Genomic DNA, 14,493 nt, shown 5'->3' with positions numbered 1-14,493 from the left:
CGAACGCCCTACAACGCCTGCCGGAACAGGGCCGCCACGTCGGCCGCACTCGCCTCGCGCGGGTTCGTCGCCAGGCACGCGTCCTGCAGCGTGGTGCGCGACAGCGTGCCGATGTCGTCCTCGGTGACACCGAGCGCGGACAGGCGGCGCGGCACGCCGACGGCGTCGGCGAGCTGGCGGACCCGGCAGGCGAACTGTTCGGCGACCTCGGCGGCCGGCTTGCCGGTCACGTCGAGACCGGTGGCGGCGGCCAGCGGGACGAACCGGTCCGGCTCGGTCGCCGCGTTGAACCGGATCGCGTGGGGCAGCAGCACCCCGTTCAGCACCCCGTGCGGCGCGTCGAGCAACCCGCCGACCTGGTGACTCATCGCGTGCGTGATGCCCAGGATCGCGTTCGTGAACGCCATCCCGGCCTCGAGCGCGCCCTGCGCCATGGCGATCCGCGGGTCGGCCGCCTTCGGCTCGACCATCGTGCGCAGCAGGTTGCGCGTGATCAGCGTGGCGGCGTGCAGGGCGTGCTGGTCGGTGAGCGGGTTGTGCGCGCGGGAGACGAACGATTCGACCGCGTGGGTCAGCGCGTCCAGCCCGGTCGCGGCGTTGAGCTCGTCCGGCATCGTGATGAGCAGCCGCGGGTCGATGATCGAGATATCCGGGACCAGGGTGCGGCTGATGATGGTGATCTTGGTGTGCTGCGTGGTGTCGGTGATGACCGCGAACTGGGACACGTCGGCGCCGGTGCCGGAGGTGGACGGGGCCATCACCAGCGGCGGGATCGGCTGGACGACGCGGTCCACCCCGGCGTAACCGAGGATCGTGCCGCCGTTGCCGGACAGGATCGCCACGCCTTTCGCGGCGTCGATGCACGACCCGCCGCCGACGGCGATGATCACGTCCGCGCCGGCCGACGCGTACCGCTCGTAGGCGGCCTGGATCTCGTGATCCTTCGGATTCGGGGTGATGCCGGAGAACACGACGGGCCGCAGCCCGGCCACGCGCAAGTGGTTTTCCGCCTCCTCGACCCACCCCGCTTCGATGAGACCGGCATCGGTGACGACGAACGGCCGGCGCGCCCCGACCCGGCGCGCGGCGTGCCCGAGTTCGGCGAGGGAACCGGGGCCGAACACGACCTCCGGGACGTGGAACTTGGCGAGCTCGGCGGGCGGGGTCCGGGTGTTCGTGAGGCAGGGGCCGGTCAGGAGTGCGACCTGGTCGAGGACTCGGCCCGTCACGGCGACCTCCCGTGCGTCAGGATCGGCGCGGCGATGCAGCGATCCGTTCCACGGTACGTCACGGCGGCGCTCGGCGAGAACCGCGCCGGGAAGGTTCGGCAGGCCGGAGAGTCGTGACATAAGCGGCTCCTCGTCCTTCGTCGGCCTACCCGACGCTACCCCCTCCGGCGACGGTTTCCCCACCGTCCGGATGGCCGCCCGCACCTACCCGATCGGACAGGGCGCCGGGGCATACTGTGTGTGTGTCAGGGCATGCGGTGGTGGTGGGCGGCGGGATCGCCGGGCTGGCGGCGGCGGTGGCGTTGCGGCGCCGGTCGTGGCGGGTGACGGTGCTGGAGCGGCGGCCCGAGCTGTCGGAGGTCGGCGCCGGGATCACGTTGTGGCCCAACGCCTTGCGTGCGCTGGACGAGCTCGGCGCCGGAGCCCGGATCCGGGCACTCGGGCTCGCGCAGACTTCGGGCGGGATCCGCGACGACCGCGGGAAGTGGCTCAGCCGCACCGACACCGAAGCGATGGCGGCGCGGTTCGGCGACGGGCTCGTGGTGCTCGAGCGCCGGCAGTTGCTCGACACGCTGCGGGACGCTTGCACCGGCGTGGACATCCGCTTGTCGACCGACGTCGCCGGAGTCGGCGCGGACGGCACGGTCGCGATCAGCCCGGGCGAGAGTATCCGCGGTGACGTGGTGATCGGCGCCGACGGGCTACGGAGCGCGGTGCGGGCGGCGCTGTGGCCCGCCGCGAAGGTCCGTTCGACCGGCATGCTGGCCGCGCGGCTCATCGGCCGGGTGCCCGATCCGGACGGTGTGCGCGGCGGCGAATCCTGGGGCCGCGGGGATTACGCGGGGGTCGCGCCGCTGCCCGACGGGCGCTTGTACGCGTACCTGGTCGTCCCGGTCACCGCGGGCGCGCCGGACGAGCCGGGGGAGGCGCTGCGATGGTGGCGGCAGCGGTTCGCGTCCTGGCATTTCCCGTTGCCGCAGCTCCTCGCCGGCGTCGAACCGGACCAGCTGCTGCGTAACGAGCTTTTCGACCTCGCCCCGCTGTCCGGCCTGGCCTCGGGCCGGGTCGCGCTCGTCGGTGATGCCGCTCACGCCATGACGCCGAACCTGGGGCAGGGCGCCTGCCAGGCGCTGGAAGACGCCGTGGAACTCGGCGCGTGCCTGGCTTCCGGCGCCACCGATATCGAGCGGCACCTGGAGACCTACAGCGCGCGGCGCCTGCCGCGCGTGCACCGGCTGGCCGCCCGGTCCCGTACCGCGGGCAGGGTCGCGGCCCTGCACGGACGGGTTCCGGCGACGATCCGGAACACGCTGGTGAGCCTGGTCCCCGCCGCGAGGGCGCTCCGCGCGCTCGACCCGGTCGTGGGATGGCGCCCTCCGGCGGGCTGAAGTCCGGCAGAGCGCCGAACGCGCCCCGGCGCGGTAACGCCACCGTCACCGTAATTCTACGGAAACTTTCAGTCTGTGCCTGTTCAAGGGGAAGATCCCATCTTTCCATCAGACGGAAGATCGCCCGATTTGGCACTGAGTGCGCCATACACTGCGATCCGCATTGGAGGTGAGTTTGTGGCCGCACGCTTGAGTCTCGGTGACGTGTCCCTGCATTTCGGCGGCGTCATGGTCCTCGAGGACGTCACGTTCGACGTCGAGCCGGGGGTGATCCTCGGGCTCGTCGGCCCGAACGGCGCCGGGAAGACCTCGCTGTTCAACTGCATCAGCGGGCACTACAAGCCGAGCGGGGGATCCGTCACGATCGACGGCATCGAGGTGGTCGGCACCGCGCCGTCGAGCCTCGCCCGGCACGGGCTGGCGCGCACGTTCCAGCATCCCGCGCTCCAGCTCGATGCCACCGTGCTGCAGAACGTCCTGCTGGGCGGGCACACCCGCCTTCCCGGCGGGCCGGTTTCGTGGTCACTCCGGCTGCCGCACACCCGTCGCGCGGAGCGTGAGATCCGCGCGGAAGCGCTCGGCCTGCTGCGCCGCGAGCAGCTCGAGTGGGCGGCGGGCCGCCCCGCCGAAGAGCTGTCACACGGACTGCACAAGGGAATCGAGCTGTGCCGCGCGCTGCTGGCCAAACCCGCGCTGCTCCTGCTGGACGAGCCGGCGGCGGGGCTTTCGCACGGTGAGGTGGAACAGCTCATCGACACCATCCGGCGGGTCAGGGCCGAGGAGGACATCACCATCGTCGTCGTCGAACACCACATGGGCCTCATCTCGGCGCTCACGGACCGGGTCGTCGTGCTCGACCACGGCCGCAAGCTCATGGAGGGCACGGCGGCACAGGCACAGTCCGATCCGCGCGTCATCGAGGCCTACCTCGGGAAGGACGCGGTGGATGACGCTGCTTGAGCTCACCGACGTGACCGCCTCGTACGGCCCCGTCCGCGTGCTGGAAGGCGTCTCGCTCACCGTGCCGGACGGTGGCGCGGTCGGCATCCTCGGCGCGAACGGCGCGGGGAAGACGACCACGCTGCGCGCGATCAGCGGCACCGTGCGCACCGCCGGGCGGATCACCTTCGACGGGCGCGACATCCGCGGTCTCCGCCCGGATCGCGTGGCGGCGCTCGGGATCGCCCATGTGCCGGAAGGCCGCGGGACGCTCGCCCAGCTGACCGTGCTGGACAACCTCCGGGTCGGCGCGTACCTGCGCAAGGATCGCAAGGCGGTCGCGGCCGATCTGGACTACTGCCTCACGCTGTTCCCGCAGCTGAAGAAACGTCTCACCTCGAACGGGGCGGCGCTGTCCGGCGGGGAGCAGCAGATGCTCGCGGTCGCGCGGGCGTTCATGGCCAGACCCCGGCTGCTCCTGCTCGACGAGGCATCCCTCGGGCTCGCGCCGAGCACCGCGAAGACCGTGTACGACGCCATCGGCCGGCTCCGGCGGGAGTCGGGCATCGCGATGGTCGTCGTCGAGCAGAACGCGAACCTCGCGTTCACTCTTGTCGACACCGCGACCGTCCTGGAGACCGGGCGCAACGTGCTCACCGGCCCCGCGTCGGAGCTCAAGGGCCTCGACGAGATCCGACGCGCCTACCTGGGGGGCTGAACCTGTGGGAACCTTCGTCCAGCTCGTGGTCGACGGGCTTTCGACCGGCTCGATCTACGCCGCGCTGGCGCTCGCGATCGTGCTCGTGAACCAGGCGACCGGGCTTATCAACTTCGCGCAGGGCGGGATGGCCGTGCTCTCCGCGTACATCGCCTACAGCCTCCTGGGCGCCGGACTGCCCCTCATCCTCGCGATCGGAGTCGCGGTCCTCATCTCGTTCGTGCTGGGCGCGGCAATCGAGCGCCTGCTCATCCGCCGGTTCGAGCGAAGCGAAACCGATACCGCGATCGTCGTGACGATCGGGCTGCTGACGTTGCTCACCGGGGTCAGCGCCTGGCTGTGGAGCTACAACAACCTGCAGTTCCCGTCCCTGTTCCCGCTCGCGAGCGTCGACATCTTCGGCGCGGTGGTCAGCGTCCGCTCGATCGGCACGACGCTCACCATCGTGGCGATCATGATCCTGCTGCAGGTGCTGTTCCGCGGCACGAAACTCGGGCTCGCCCTGCGTGCCGTCGCCGACAATCCCGCGTCCGCGGCGTTTTCGGGCCTGCCGGTCGGCCGCCTTCTCATGGTCGGCTGGGGTTTCGCCGCCGCGCTCGGCGCGATCGCCGGTTCCCTCGTCGCGCCGCAGCTCACCCTCACGCCCGGGATGCTGGACAACGCGCTCGTCTACGCGCTCGCCGCGGTCATCCTCGGCGGGCTGAACAGCCCGGTCGGCGCCGTGGTCGCCGCGTGGCTGATCGGCGTGCTCGAAAACCTCGCGGCCGTCTACGTGCCCTTCATCGGGCATGACCTGAAGATCGCGGTGCCGTTCGTGCTGATCTTCGTGGTGCTGGTCATCCGTCCCCAAGGCCTGTTCGGGCGAAAGGTCGTGGCGCGGGTCTGATGAGCGCTTTGCTTCGGAACAGATGGGTGCGGCTCGGTCTGGTGCTCGTGGTCGCGATCGTGCTGATCGCCGCCCCGCTGATGCTGCCCGCGTTCGCCAACCAGACGCTGATCCGCATCGGCGTCTACGCGGTGGCCGTGCTGGGGCTGAACATCGTGATGGGCTACACCGGCCAGGTCAACCTCGGGCAGATCTTCTTCGTCGGGCTCGGCGCCTACGTCGCCGCCTACGGTGTCACCCACGACTGGAACATCGTGCTGGTGTTCCTGGCGGCCTGCCTCGTGCCGGGCGCGGTCGGCCTCCTCGTCGCGCTGGCGGCGGCCCGCCTCGGCGGCCTCGCGATCGCGATGGTCACCATCGCGCTGCCCATCGTCGGCGTCCCGCTGGCCAAGCGGCTGGCCGGCCTCACCGGCGGCTCGCAGGGTGTCTCGGCGCGGTTCTCCGGCGCGCCCGACTGGAGCGGTCTTTACGACGACCAATGGCAGTTCTACCTCATGCTGCTCGTCACGGCCGCGTCGTTCCTGCTGGTGCGCAACCTCGTCCGCGGCAAGTTCGGCCGTGCCCTCGCCGCGGTGCGCAAGAACGAGGCGGTCGCCGCGTCGATCGGCGCCTCGCCCTACCGCTACAAGGTGCTCGCCTTCACGGCCGCCTCGATCTTCGGTGGCGTGAGCGGTTTCCTGTACCTCGCCGCCGTGCAGTACACGTCGCCGGAGACCCTCAACTTCGGCCATTCGATCGCGCTCGTGGCCGCGATGGTCATCGGCGGCGCCGGCAGCATCACCGGCTCGCTGATCGGCGGGGCGTACTACGTGTTCGTCCCGCAGTTCACCAACACGATCGACCCGAACCTCACGGCGATCAGCCAGGGCGTGATCCTGCTGGTGGTCCTGTTCCTCCTGCCGGGCGGGCTGGTGAGCCTCCCGCGCGTGCTCCGCCGGCTCACCCGCCGGCTCACTTCCCGCCCACCGCGAACCCCGCCCGTGCGGCATCCGTCCCCCGAACAGACAGAGAGGCAGGCGCAAGCATGAAAATCCGAAGGAGCGCAAGAGGGTTCTTCGGCGTCGTCGCGGTGGTGGCGATCGTCGCTCTCGCGGCGTCGAGCTGTTCCCGCGCGCCCAAGGGAAGCAGCGGGTCCGCGAGCCCCGGCATCACCGACACGACGGTCACGCTCGGGGTCACGACCCCGCTGTCCGGTCCGACGGCCGGTCCCGGCACGTGCACCGTCGCGGGCGTCAAGGCCTACTTCGGCGCGGCGAACGCGGCGGGCGGCGTGAAGTTCGGCGACGGCAAGACCCGCAAGGTCGAGATCAAGACCTACGACGACACCTACGATCCGCAGAAGGCACTGGCGAACTTCCAGCAGATGGTCTCCGACGGCGTGTTCGCCGCGACGGCCGGGCTCGGCACGCCGACCAACCGCGCCTTCCGCGAGGCGGCCATCGACGAGAAGTTCCCGCAGGTGCTCGTCATGACGGGCGACCCGCTGTTCAGCACGCGCAAGGACAGCCCGTGGCAGCTCGGGTTCGTGCCGATCTACCAGAACGAGGGCGCCGCGTTCGGGCAGCTGCTCGCCGCGTCGGGCAGCCAGCACAAGGTGGCGATCCTGGCGCAGAACGACGACTACGGAAAGGGTTACGTCGACGGCTTCAAGCAGGCCGTCGCCGGTGCCCCGAACATCCAGATCGTCCGTGAACTCAGCTACGAGGCCACCGACACGTCGGTCGACGCGCAGCTCACGGAACTCGCGGGCACCGGGGCGGACGTCTTCTTCAACGCCATGTCGATCACTCCGCTGACGATCGCGTCCCTGCAGAAGGCGCAGCAGATCGGCTGGCGTCCCAGCTGGTTCCTCCCGTCGAACACCTCGAGCCCGAGCGCGATCCTCACGCCCGGCGGCGCGTCGGCGTACCCGGGGATCTACTCGGTGGCGTTCTCGAAGACCCCGCAGAGCCCGGAGTTCGCCTCGGACCCCGACGTCGTGAAGTTCCTGTCGGACCTGAAGACGTACGCGAACTACCCGAGCCTGCCCGCGTTCCCGCACTGCGCGTGGAGCTACATCGTGGGTGCCACGCTCGAGCAGGCGTTCCAGAAGATGACCGAGCCGACGCGCGACAGTTTCATGACCGCGCTGCGGGGCATCTCGGGCTTCCGCGCGCCGCTCATGCTGCAGGGCACCGCCGTCGACACGACGAAGGACGGCCAGCCGGCCGTGTCGACGGTCATCGTGCAGAAGTACAACGGAAAGGGCTATGCCACGGCGCAGAAGTTCGGCTGACGGCCAACCGCGCGCGGCGTCAGCTCCGCTTGCCGCTCAGCCACTCGGCGAGTACGGCGGCCTGGCTGTGCTCGACGTCGCGCGTCGCGGTCAGCAAGGTGACGTTCCGGTCGCGGGCGAGGGCGCGCAGGTGGCGGACCGGTTCGCGCCGCTCCGGTTCCCGCAGTTCCGCCAGATAGCGGCGGCGGAACTCGGTGAACCGCGCGGGGTCGTGCCCGTACCAGCGGCGCAGTTCGGTGGACGGCGCGATCTCGCGTAGCCACTCGTCCAGGTGGGCGTCGTCCTTGCGGACCCCGCGCGGCCAGATCCGGTCCACGAGCACCCGCACGCCGTCCGAGGGCGCGGGCTCGTCCCGAATCCTGCGGTAGGTGACTTGCGTGGCCACGATGTGCTCCTTCCCGGGGTTCAGCCGGCCAGCAGCACACCGAGGAACAGCGCGGCCAGCGCGCTGACGCCGGTGAGCGCGCCGAACACCGCGAGCCCGGCCGTGCTGCGGGCGCGGGCGTGCAGGAACGCGGTGATCCCGGAGACGGCGACCACCGCGAGCTTGACCATCAGCGTGGTCCGGTAGTGGCCGCTGTCCGAACCTGTCATGGCCAGCATGTTCCACACCCCGGTCGCGACCAGGACCGCGAACGCCGGCCAGGCGACCTGGTTGAACCGCCGCGCCGCCGCGGTCGTGACCTGGCCGCCGAGCCCGCGCAGCGCGGGCACCAGCGCGGCCAGGGTGAGCTGCCCGCCCACCCAGACCGTGGCCGCCAGTATGTGCAGGAACAGCCGGATCGTGTCCCACGACACCCCGAGCATGACCGTTGACCGCCGGGCTACGCCTGACCGCTGATCGCCGGTGCCACCGGCCCGAGCGGCGGCACCCATTCGCGGATCTCGGCGTTGGCGACCACGCCCTGCGAGGTGTACGGGTCTTTGTCCACGATGGCCTGTGCGCCCGCTTTGTCCTCGGTGCGGAGGATCAGCAGACCGCCGGGCGCTTCGCCGGGTGCCCACGCGCCCGCGATCAGCATCGAGCCCTCTTCGGCGAGCCCGCGCAGGTACTCGCGGTGGGCGGGGCGGGTGGCTTCCCGGAGCGCCGTGTCATCGGTGTAGGTGTAGATGACGGCGAAAGTCGTGGACATGGAACCGATTCTGGCACACCGGTCCGATCGGCCCCGGTGGGCGATGGATCACTGGATCCCTTCGGCGACGTCGTGGAGCGCGGAGAGGAACGCGGCGATCGGCGGGTGGCGGCGGCTTCCGGCGCGGACGGCGACGGAGACGGTGCGGTCCAGGTCCGGTTCGGCGACGGGGCGGAGCTGGATGTCGGTGGACATCGATTCCAGCGCGAGCCGGGGCACGAGCGAGACACCGAGCCCGGCCTCCACGAGCGCGAAGATGACCGTGTAGTCGGAGCTGGTGAAGTCCAGCCGTGGCGCGAAACCCGCGAGGCCGCAGGCACGTTCGAGCATCTTCCGGAGTTCGTCGTCGCTCGCGGCGGCGATCCAGGGCTGCCCCGCGAGCACGTCCAGCCGCAGCGGCCCGCCGGGAACCGGCAGCGTCGCGGGCAGCGCCGCGAGCAGCGGTTCGCGTACCAGCAGATCCGATTCGACACCCGGGTCGCGCACCGCGGGCAGCAGGTTGTATTCGTAGATCAGCGCGAGGTCGACGTGCCCGGCCTTGAGGTCGGTGATCGCCTCGGTGACCGATCGCTCGGTCAGCTGGACGCGCAGATCCGGATGCTCGGCCCGGCAGCGCGCGATCGCGCCGGGGACGAGCGCGCGGGCGGCGGTGGGGAACGCCGCGATCCGCAGCACGCCGCGCACGGTCGCGGTCAGCGCGGCGACCCCGGCGCTCGCGCGTTCGAGTGCCGCGAGCACCTCCTCGGCGTGCTCGACGAGCACCTCGGCGGCCTGCGTGAGGATCAGCCGGCGACCGTCCCGGATGAACAGGGGCGTGCGAACATCCTTCTCCAGCAACGAAAGCTGCTGCGAGACCGCGGACGGGGTCAGCGAGCAGACACGGGCGGTGGCAGCGATCGTGCCGTGCCGGGACAGCTCACGGAGCAGGCGGAGCCGGTGCACGTCCAACATGTAGCCAGACTAATGGTCATCGTCAGAAATCGTCGCTGGTGCTAACGAAACCGCGGCCTCATCGTGGTGCCATGACCGCCGAACCGCTGACCACCCCGCGCTCCCGCACCGAGTACGAGGTCCGGCTCGCCGCGCTCCGCGCGCGGATGGCCGAGCAAGACCTGACCGCCGTGGCGCTGGCCAGTCCCGAAAACGTCTACTACCTGACCGGGCTCGATCACCTGGGCTACTTCGCGTTCACCCTGCTGCTCGTGCCGGCCGAGGGCGCGCCGATCGTGGTCACGCGCGAGATGGAGCGCCCCACCGTCCGTGCGCAGATCCCCGGCTGCCGCCACCGGACCTTCGCCGACGGCAGCGACCCCGCCGACGCCGTCGCCGCCGTCCTCGCCGAGGAGGTGCCGCCCGGGCGGTCGATCGCGATCGAGGACGCGGCGATGTTCTTCCCGCCGTCGATCAGCAAACGCGTGCGCGTGCGGCTGCCGAACCGGATCTGGCGCGACGGCACGACCTTGCTGTCCTCGGCGCGCGCCGTGAAGTCCACCGCCGAGATCGACCTTGTCAAGCGGGCGGCGGCGGTGTCCGACGCGGCGATGAGCGTGGCGATTTCGACCGCGGGCCACGGTGTCTCCGAAGCCGAACTCGCCGCGACGATCCACTACACGATGTACCGCGCGGGCGGGCACCAGCCCGGGTTCGCGCCCCTGATCCGGCCGCTGTCGATGCTCGATCAGGAGCACGTGACGTGGGGCGACCGGGTGCTGGAAGCGGGCACCGGGATATTCGTCGAGCTGTCCGGCTGCGTCCGGCGGTATCACGCCCCACTGTCCCGCACCGTCTACATCGGACACGCCCCGGCGGGTGCCGAAGAGGCCCATCAGGCGGCGCTGGCCGGGCTGGAGGCCGCGCGGCAGGCGTTGCGCCCCCGTGCCCGGACCGGCCAGGTCTACGCGGCGTGGCAGCATGCGGTCACCGCCACCACGGCCGGGGTGTGGCCGTCCCGGCACCACTGCGGCTACCTGGTCGGTATCGGGTTCCCGCCGAGCTGGGTCGGCGGCGGGGAGGTGCTCGGTATCCGTGCCGGCGGCGACGTGCTGATCGAAGCGGGGATGACCTTCCACCTCATGTCCTGGGTGACCGGGCACGTCGTCTCCGACACCGCGCTCGTCACCCCGACCGGCGCGCGGCTGCTCACCACGACCTCCCGCGAGCTGACGGTGGTGGGCTGAATGCGCATCACCGGCATCCGGGCGACACCGGTCGCGGTTCCCTACCGTGCGGACGAGATCTGGGCCTTCGGCCGCCGCCACGGCCAGATCAGCGTGCTGATCGAGGTCACGACGGACGAGGGCGTCACCGGCCTCGGCGAAGCCGCCGCATACCCGTCCGCGGAGATCGTCCTCGCCGTACTTCGCGGTCTCGAGCCGCTGGTGCTGGGGGAGGACCCGTTCGCCGTCGAGCGCCTGGTGCGGCGCATCGACCTGGTCGGCACCTGGCATCACGTCAAGGCGACCAGCCCGGCCATCGCCGCGGTCGAGATGGCGTGCTGGGACATCGCCGGCAAGGTCTGCGGGCAGCCGCTGGTGAACCTGCTCGGCGGCAGGTTCCGCGACCGGGTCGAATGCTTCTACTACGTGGCGCGCAGTTCTCCCGGGGAGATCGCGGAGGAAGCCAAGCGCGCCACCGAAGCCGGGTTCGGCACCTGCTATCTCAAGGTCGGGTCCGACGATCCGCGAACCGACATCGAGCGAGTCGCCGCGTTGCGCGACGGCGCCGGGCCGGGCGCCCGGTTGCGGGTCGACGCCAACGAGGCGTGGTCGCCCGGGGCCGCGGTGCGGATGGTGCGCGAGCTGCAACGCTACGACCTCGAACTCGTCGAGCAGCCGGTGTCCGGGCGCAACCTCGCCGAAATGGCCTACGTGCGCAACCGGATCGACGTGCCGCTGCTGGCCAACGAGGCGAGCTGGACCCGGCACGATCAGCTCGCCGTCATCCGCGCCGGTGCGGCGGACGTGCTCTCGGTCGACAACCAGATGGACGGCGGGCTGCTCAACCTCAAACGAGGAGCCGGCATCTGCGAGGCGGCCGGGCTGCCCGTCGTCAAGCACAGCCTCGGCGAACTCGGCGTCGCACTCGCGGCGGCCGTGCACGCCATCGCCGCGACGCCGAACTTCCGCTACGCCAACCAGGCCTACGGCGCCCTGCTGGCGGACGACGTCACCGCCGGCTTCGGCGGCGGTATCGAGTCCTACGTAGACGGTTGCGTGCCGGTACCGGCCGGGCCGGGCCTCGGCGTCACCCTCGACCGCGATAAGGTCGATAGCTACGCCGAGCTGTACCGGACCCGGGGAGCCGAATTCTCCTTCGGCGATCCTGGCGCGCTCTCCGCCGCCCACGCGCTCCCGAAGTTCTGACCGGCGCGCTACCCGGCCGTGCCTAGCCGCGGCCTGCTCGCACCCTGACGAATGTCACACCAGGTAAACCTTGCTCTAAGCAAACTTTATGCTATGCAATGGTTGCTGGGTGCAGGACGGCAGAAGGGTGAAGCGGCGTGGAGCAGCCGGAGGCAACGGCGACCGATCCGGGGCGAGTGCCGATGGCGGCGGGCCGGTTCGCCGGCTGGTTGCGGGCGAGCCGGTTCGGGATGTTCTGCGTCGCGATCGGGGTCGGCGTCGGCGCCGGGTTCGGCGCGATCGGGTTCCGGTACCTGATCTACGGGTTCACCTGGCTGGCCACCGGGCACAACGAGTTCGGGCAGGACGGCTGGGTCGGCAGCGCGCACCTGCCGTGGCTGGGGATCGGCTTCTTCGTGCTGATTCCCGTGGTCGGCGGGCTGCTGTACGGGCCGTTGATCTACCGGTTCGCCCGTGAGGCGCGCGGCCACGGGGTGCCGGAGGTGATGATCGCGGTCGCGGAGAACGGTGGCCGCATCCGCCCGCAGGTCAGCGTGGTCAAGGCGCTCGCGTCGGCGCTGTGCATCGGCGTCGGCGGCTCGGTCGGCCGGGAAGGGCCGATCGTGCAGATCGGCTCGGCGCTGGCCTCGAGCCTCGGGCAGTGGGTGCGGATGCCGGAGAACCGGCTGCGGGTGCTGGTCGCCTGCGGTGCCGCCGGCGGGATCTCCGCGACCTTCAACGCCCCGATCACCGGGGTGTTCTTCGGCGTCGAGCTCATCCTGCGCGAGTTCTCCGTCGAGGCGATCTTCACGGTGATGCTCTCCTCGATGCTCGCCGACGTGATCGCCCGGGTCTTCCTCGGCTCCGCGCCCTTCTTCACCCAGTTGCCCGCCGACATCGCACTGCACCACATCGCCGACTACCTGCTGGTCGCGCTGCTCGCGGTGCTCGCCGCGCTGATCGGGCTCCTGTTCAAGAACGTCCTGTACGCCATCGAGGACCTGTGCGACCGGGTGTGGGGCGGACGTCCGGAATGGGCACGGCCGGCCGTGGGCGGGGTCGTGCTTGGCCTGCTGCTGCTCGCCGTGCCCCAGCTCTACGGGGTCGGCTACCCGGTGATGTACCAGGCCTTCGCGGGCCACTACGGGCTGTGGTTCCTGGTGCTGCTCGCCGCCGGCAAGATGATCGCGACCAGCCTGACCATCGGCATCGGCGGCTCCGGTGGCGTGTTCGCGCCCTCGCTGTTCGTCGGCGCCACCTCCGGTATGGCCTTCGGCGTGATCTCCGACCACGTGTTCGGCCCGGTCGCGGGGCAGCCCGCGCTGTACGCGATCGTCGGCATGGGCGCGGTGTTCGCCTCCGCCGCCCGCGCCCCGCTCACCTCGCTCGCCAGCGTGGTGGAGATGACCGGCGACTTCACCCTCACCCTGCCGGTGATGCTCGGTATCGCGGTGGCCTCCCTGGTCTCCAGAGCGATCAGCTACGGCACCATCTACACGACCAAACTGCTGCGCCGTGGCACCGACATCGAGCGCGCCACCCCGACGCACGCGTTCGAGGACCTCACCGCGGCCGACGCCATGCACCGGTTCGCCGTACCGCTGGACATCGTCTCGAACGGCAAGCCCGCCGCGGCGAACGGGCACCACGACTGGACGGGCCTGCTCGGGCCGGTCACCCGGGTCCGCGAACCGCAGGCGGTGTTCGGCAACGACAGCCTCGCCCAGGCGCTGCGGCAACTGGTGCGCTACGGCCGCGACGGGCTCCCGGTCATCGACACCGACGCGAGGCGCGTGCAGGGCTGGCTGACCAACCAGAACGTGCTGCGCGCGGTCGCCACCCAGCTGGCGGACGCCGAACCCAAGATCAGCGCCGGTCAGCGTGCCGCCGAATGGGCCGATCCGAACGCCGGGCAGGCCGAGCACGATCTCAACACCGAACTGGACGGATACCGCATCGTCGAGCGCACGCTCGCGGAGGACTCGGCCGCCGTCGGCCGCACGATCGGCGAACTCGACTGGCCGGACCGGTACCTGCCGGTCTCGGTGCTGCACGACCGGCGGCTGAGCGAGGCCGACCCGGCGCACCGCCTCGCCGCGGGGGACCGGATCAGCGTGCTCGTCCCGATCCCGGACGAGCCCGGCGATGTGGACGCCGATCGCGCTACCCGGCCTTGGGCTTCCCGGTGAAGGTGATCTCGCCTTCGGCGCGCAGGCGCGGGATCATCTGCGGGTAGTGCAGTTCGAACGCGGGCCGTTCGGACCGGATCTTCGGCAGTTCGGTGAAGTTGTGCCGCGGCGGTGGGCAGGTGGTGGCCCATTCGAGCGAGTTGCCGTAGCCCCATGGGTCGTCCACCGTGACGATTTCGCCGTAGCGGTAGGACTTGAAGATGTTGTAGATGAACGGCAGCGTGGAGGCGCCGAGGATGTAGGCGCCGATGGTGGAGATCGTGTTGAGTGTGGTGAACCCGTCGGTGGGCAGGTAGTCGGCGTAGCGGCGGGGCATGCCTTCGGCGCCGAGCCAGTGCTGCACCAGGAACGTGGTGTGGAAGCCGATGAACGTGGTCCAGAAGTGGAATTTGGCG

Annotated in this window: 14 protein-coding genes and 1 pseudogene; 9 read left to right on the top strand and 6 right to left on the bottom strand. The window is 70.8% G+C overall.

Features of this window, described 5'->3' with window-relative positions:
- Window positions 1-8 precede the first annotated feature (8 nt).
- Complete coding sequence (locus FG385_RS27815; RefSeq protein WP_139099763.1) at window positions 9-1,349, bottom strand: iron-containing alcohol dehydrogenase; 1,341 nt, start codon at window positions 1,347-1,349, stop codon at window positions 9-11.
- A gap of 122 nt (window positions 1,350-1,471) precedes the next feature.
- Here FG385_RS27815 and FG385_RS27810 point away from each other — a divergent pair, with 122 nt between their 5' ends.
- The 6 genes from FG385_RS27810 to FG385_RS27785 all read left to right on the top strand — a co-directional run bounded on the left by FG385_RS27810 (window position 1,472) and on the right by FG385_RS27785 (window position 7,435).
- Window positions 1,472-2,617: an FAD-dependent oxidoreductase gene (locus tag FG385_RS27810; protein ID WP_139099762.1), complete on the top strand. Its 1,146-nt coding sequence runs from the start codon at window positions 1,472-1,474 to the stop codon at window positions 2,615-2,617.
- Between the two features lie 177 nt (window positions 2,618-2,794).
- On the top strand, window positions 2,795-3,577 hold the full coding sequence (locus FG385_RS27805; protein ID WP_139099761.1) for an ABC transporter ATP-binding protein: 783 nt from the start codon (window positions 2,795-2,797) through the stop codon (window positions 3,575-3,577).
- Complete coding sequence (locus FG385_RS27800; protein WP_139099760.1) at window positions 3,564-4,274, top strand: ABC transporter ATP-binding protein; 711 nt, start codon at window positions 3,564-3,566, stop codon at window positions 4,272-4,274. Before FG385_RS27805 ends, FG385_RS27800 begins: the two co-directional genes overlap by 14 nt.
- 4 nt (window positions 4,275-4,278) lie before the next feature.
- Window positions 4,279-5,160 (top strand): branched-chain amino acid ABC transporter permease, encoded by an 882-nt coding sequence (locus tag FG385_RS27795; protein ID WP_139099759.1) that lies wholly within the window; start codon window positions 4,279-4,281, stop codon window positions 5,158-5,160.
- Window positions 5,160-6,188, top strand: coding sequence for a branched-chain amino acid ABC transporter permease (locus FG385_RS27790; protein WP_139099758.1), 1,029 nt, complete (start codon window positions 5,160-5,162; stop codon window positions 6,186-6,188). Before FG385_RS27795 ends, FG385_RS27790 begins: the two co-directional genes overlap by 1 nt.
- Window positions 6,185-7,435, top strand: coding sequence for an ABC transporter substrate-binding protein (locus tag FG385_RS27785; protein ID WP_139099757.1), 1,251 nt, complete (start codon window positions 6,185-6,187; stop codon window positions 7,433-7,435). Before FG385_RS27790 ends, FG385_RS27785 begins: the two co-directional genes overlap by 4 nt.
- A 19-nt stretch (window positions 7,436-7,454) precedes the next feature.
- Here FG385_RS27785 and FG385_RS27780 read toward each other — a convergent pair whose 3' ends face one another.
- The 4 genes from FG385_RS27780 to FG385_RS27765 are packed head-to-tail and all read right to left on the bottom strand — an operon-like array spanning window position 7,455 to window position 9,519.
- Entirely contained in the window at window positions 7,455-7,820 is a 366-nt protein-coding gene (locus tag FG385_RS27780; protein WP_139099756.1) for a DUF488 domain-containing protein, read from the bottom strand.
- Between the two features lie 20 nt (window positions 7,821-7,840).
- Complete coding sequence (locus FG385_RS27775) at window positions 7,841-8,242, bottom strand: hypothetical protein (protein WP_139099755.1); 402 nt, start codon at window positions 8,240-8,242, stop codon at window positions 7,841-7,843.
- Between the two features lie 17 nt (window positions 8,243-8,259).
- Window positions 8,260-8,568: a YciI family protein gene (locus FG385_RS27770; RefSeq protein WP_139099754.1), complete on the bottom strand. Its 309-nt coding sequence runs from the start codon at window positions 8,566-8,568 to the stop codon at window positions 8,260-8,262.
- A gap of 48 nt (window positions 8,569-8,616) precedes the next feature.
- Window positions 8,617-9,519, bottom strand: coding sequence for a LysR family transcriptional regulator (locus FG385_RS27765; protein WP_139099753.1), 903 nt, complete (start codon window positions 9,517-9,519; stop codon window positions 8,617-8,619).
- A 71-nt stretch (window positions 9,520-9,590) separates the two neighbouring features.
- On the opposite strand from FG385_RS27765, the gene FG385_RS27760 reads away from it, so the two are divergent.
- The 3 genes from FG385_RS27760 to FG385_RS27750 all read left to right on the top strand — a co-directional run bounded on the left by FG385_RS27760 (window position 9,591) and on the right by FG385_RS27750 (window position 14,098).
- A complete protein-coding gene (locus FG385_RS27760) occupies window positions 9,591-10,745 on the top strand; it encodes a M24 family metallopeptidase (protein WP_139099752.1) in 1,155 nt (384 codons plus the stop codon).
- Window positions 10,746-11,930 carry a mandelate racemase/muconate lactonizing enzyme family protein gene (locus tag FG385_RS27755; RefSeq protein WP_139099751.1) on the top strand — a complete coding sequence of 395 codons (1,185 nt, stop codon included), beginning with the start codon at window positions 10,746-10,748 and terminating at the stop codon, window positions 11,928-11,930. It begins immediately after the preceding gene.
- A 182-nt stretch (window positions 11,931-12,112) separates the two neighbouring features.
- On the top strand, window positions 12,113-14,098 hold the full coding sequence (locus FG385_RS27750) for a chloride channel protein (RefSeq protein ID WP_139099814.1): 1,986 nt from the start codon (window positions 12,113-12,115) through the stop codon (window positions 14,096-14,098).
- Here FG385_RS27750 and FG385_RS27745 read toward each other — a convergent pair.
- Window positions 14,082-14,493, bottom strand: a pseudogene (locus FG385_RS27745) (cbb3-type cytochrome c oxidase subunit I); the annotation flags it as partial. The gene FG385_RS27750 and the pseudogene FG385_RS27745 sit on opposite strands and share 17 nt — an antisense overlap.

The organism is Amycolatopsis alkalitolerans (genome assembly GCF_006152065.1).
Taxonomy (GTDB): Bacteria; Actinomycetota; Actinomycetes; order Mycobacteriales; family Pseudonocardiaceae; genus Amycolatopsis_E; species Amycolatopsis_E alkalitolerans.
The sequence above is the reverse complement of the archived record's forward strand: the minus strand, read 5'-3'. Positions and strand labels throughout refer to the sequence as shown.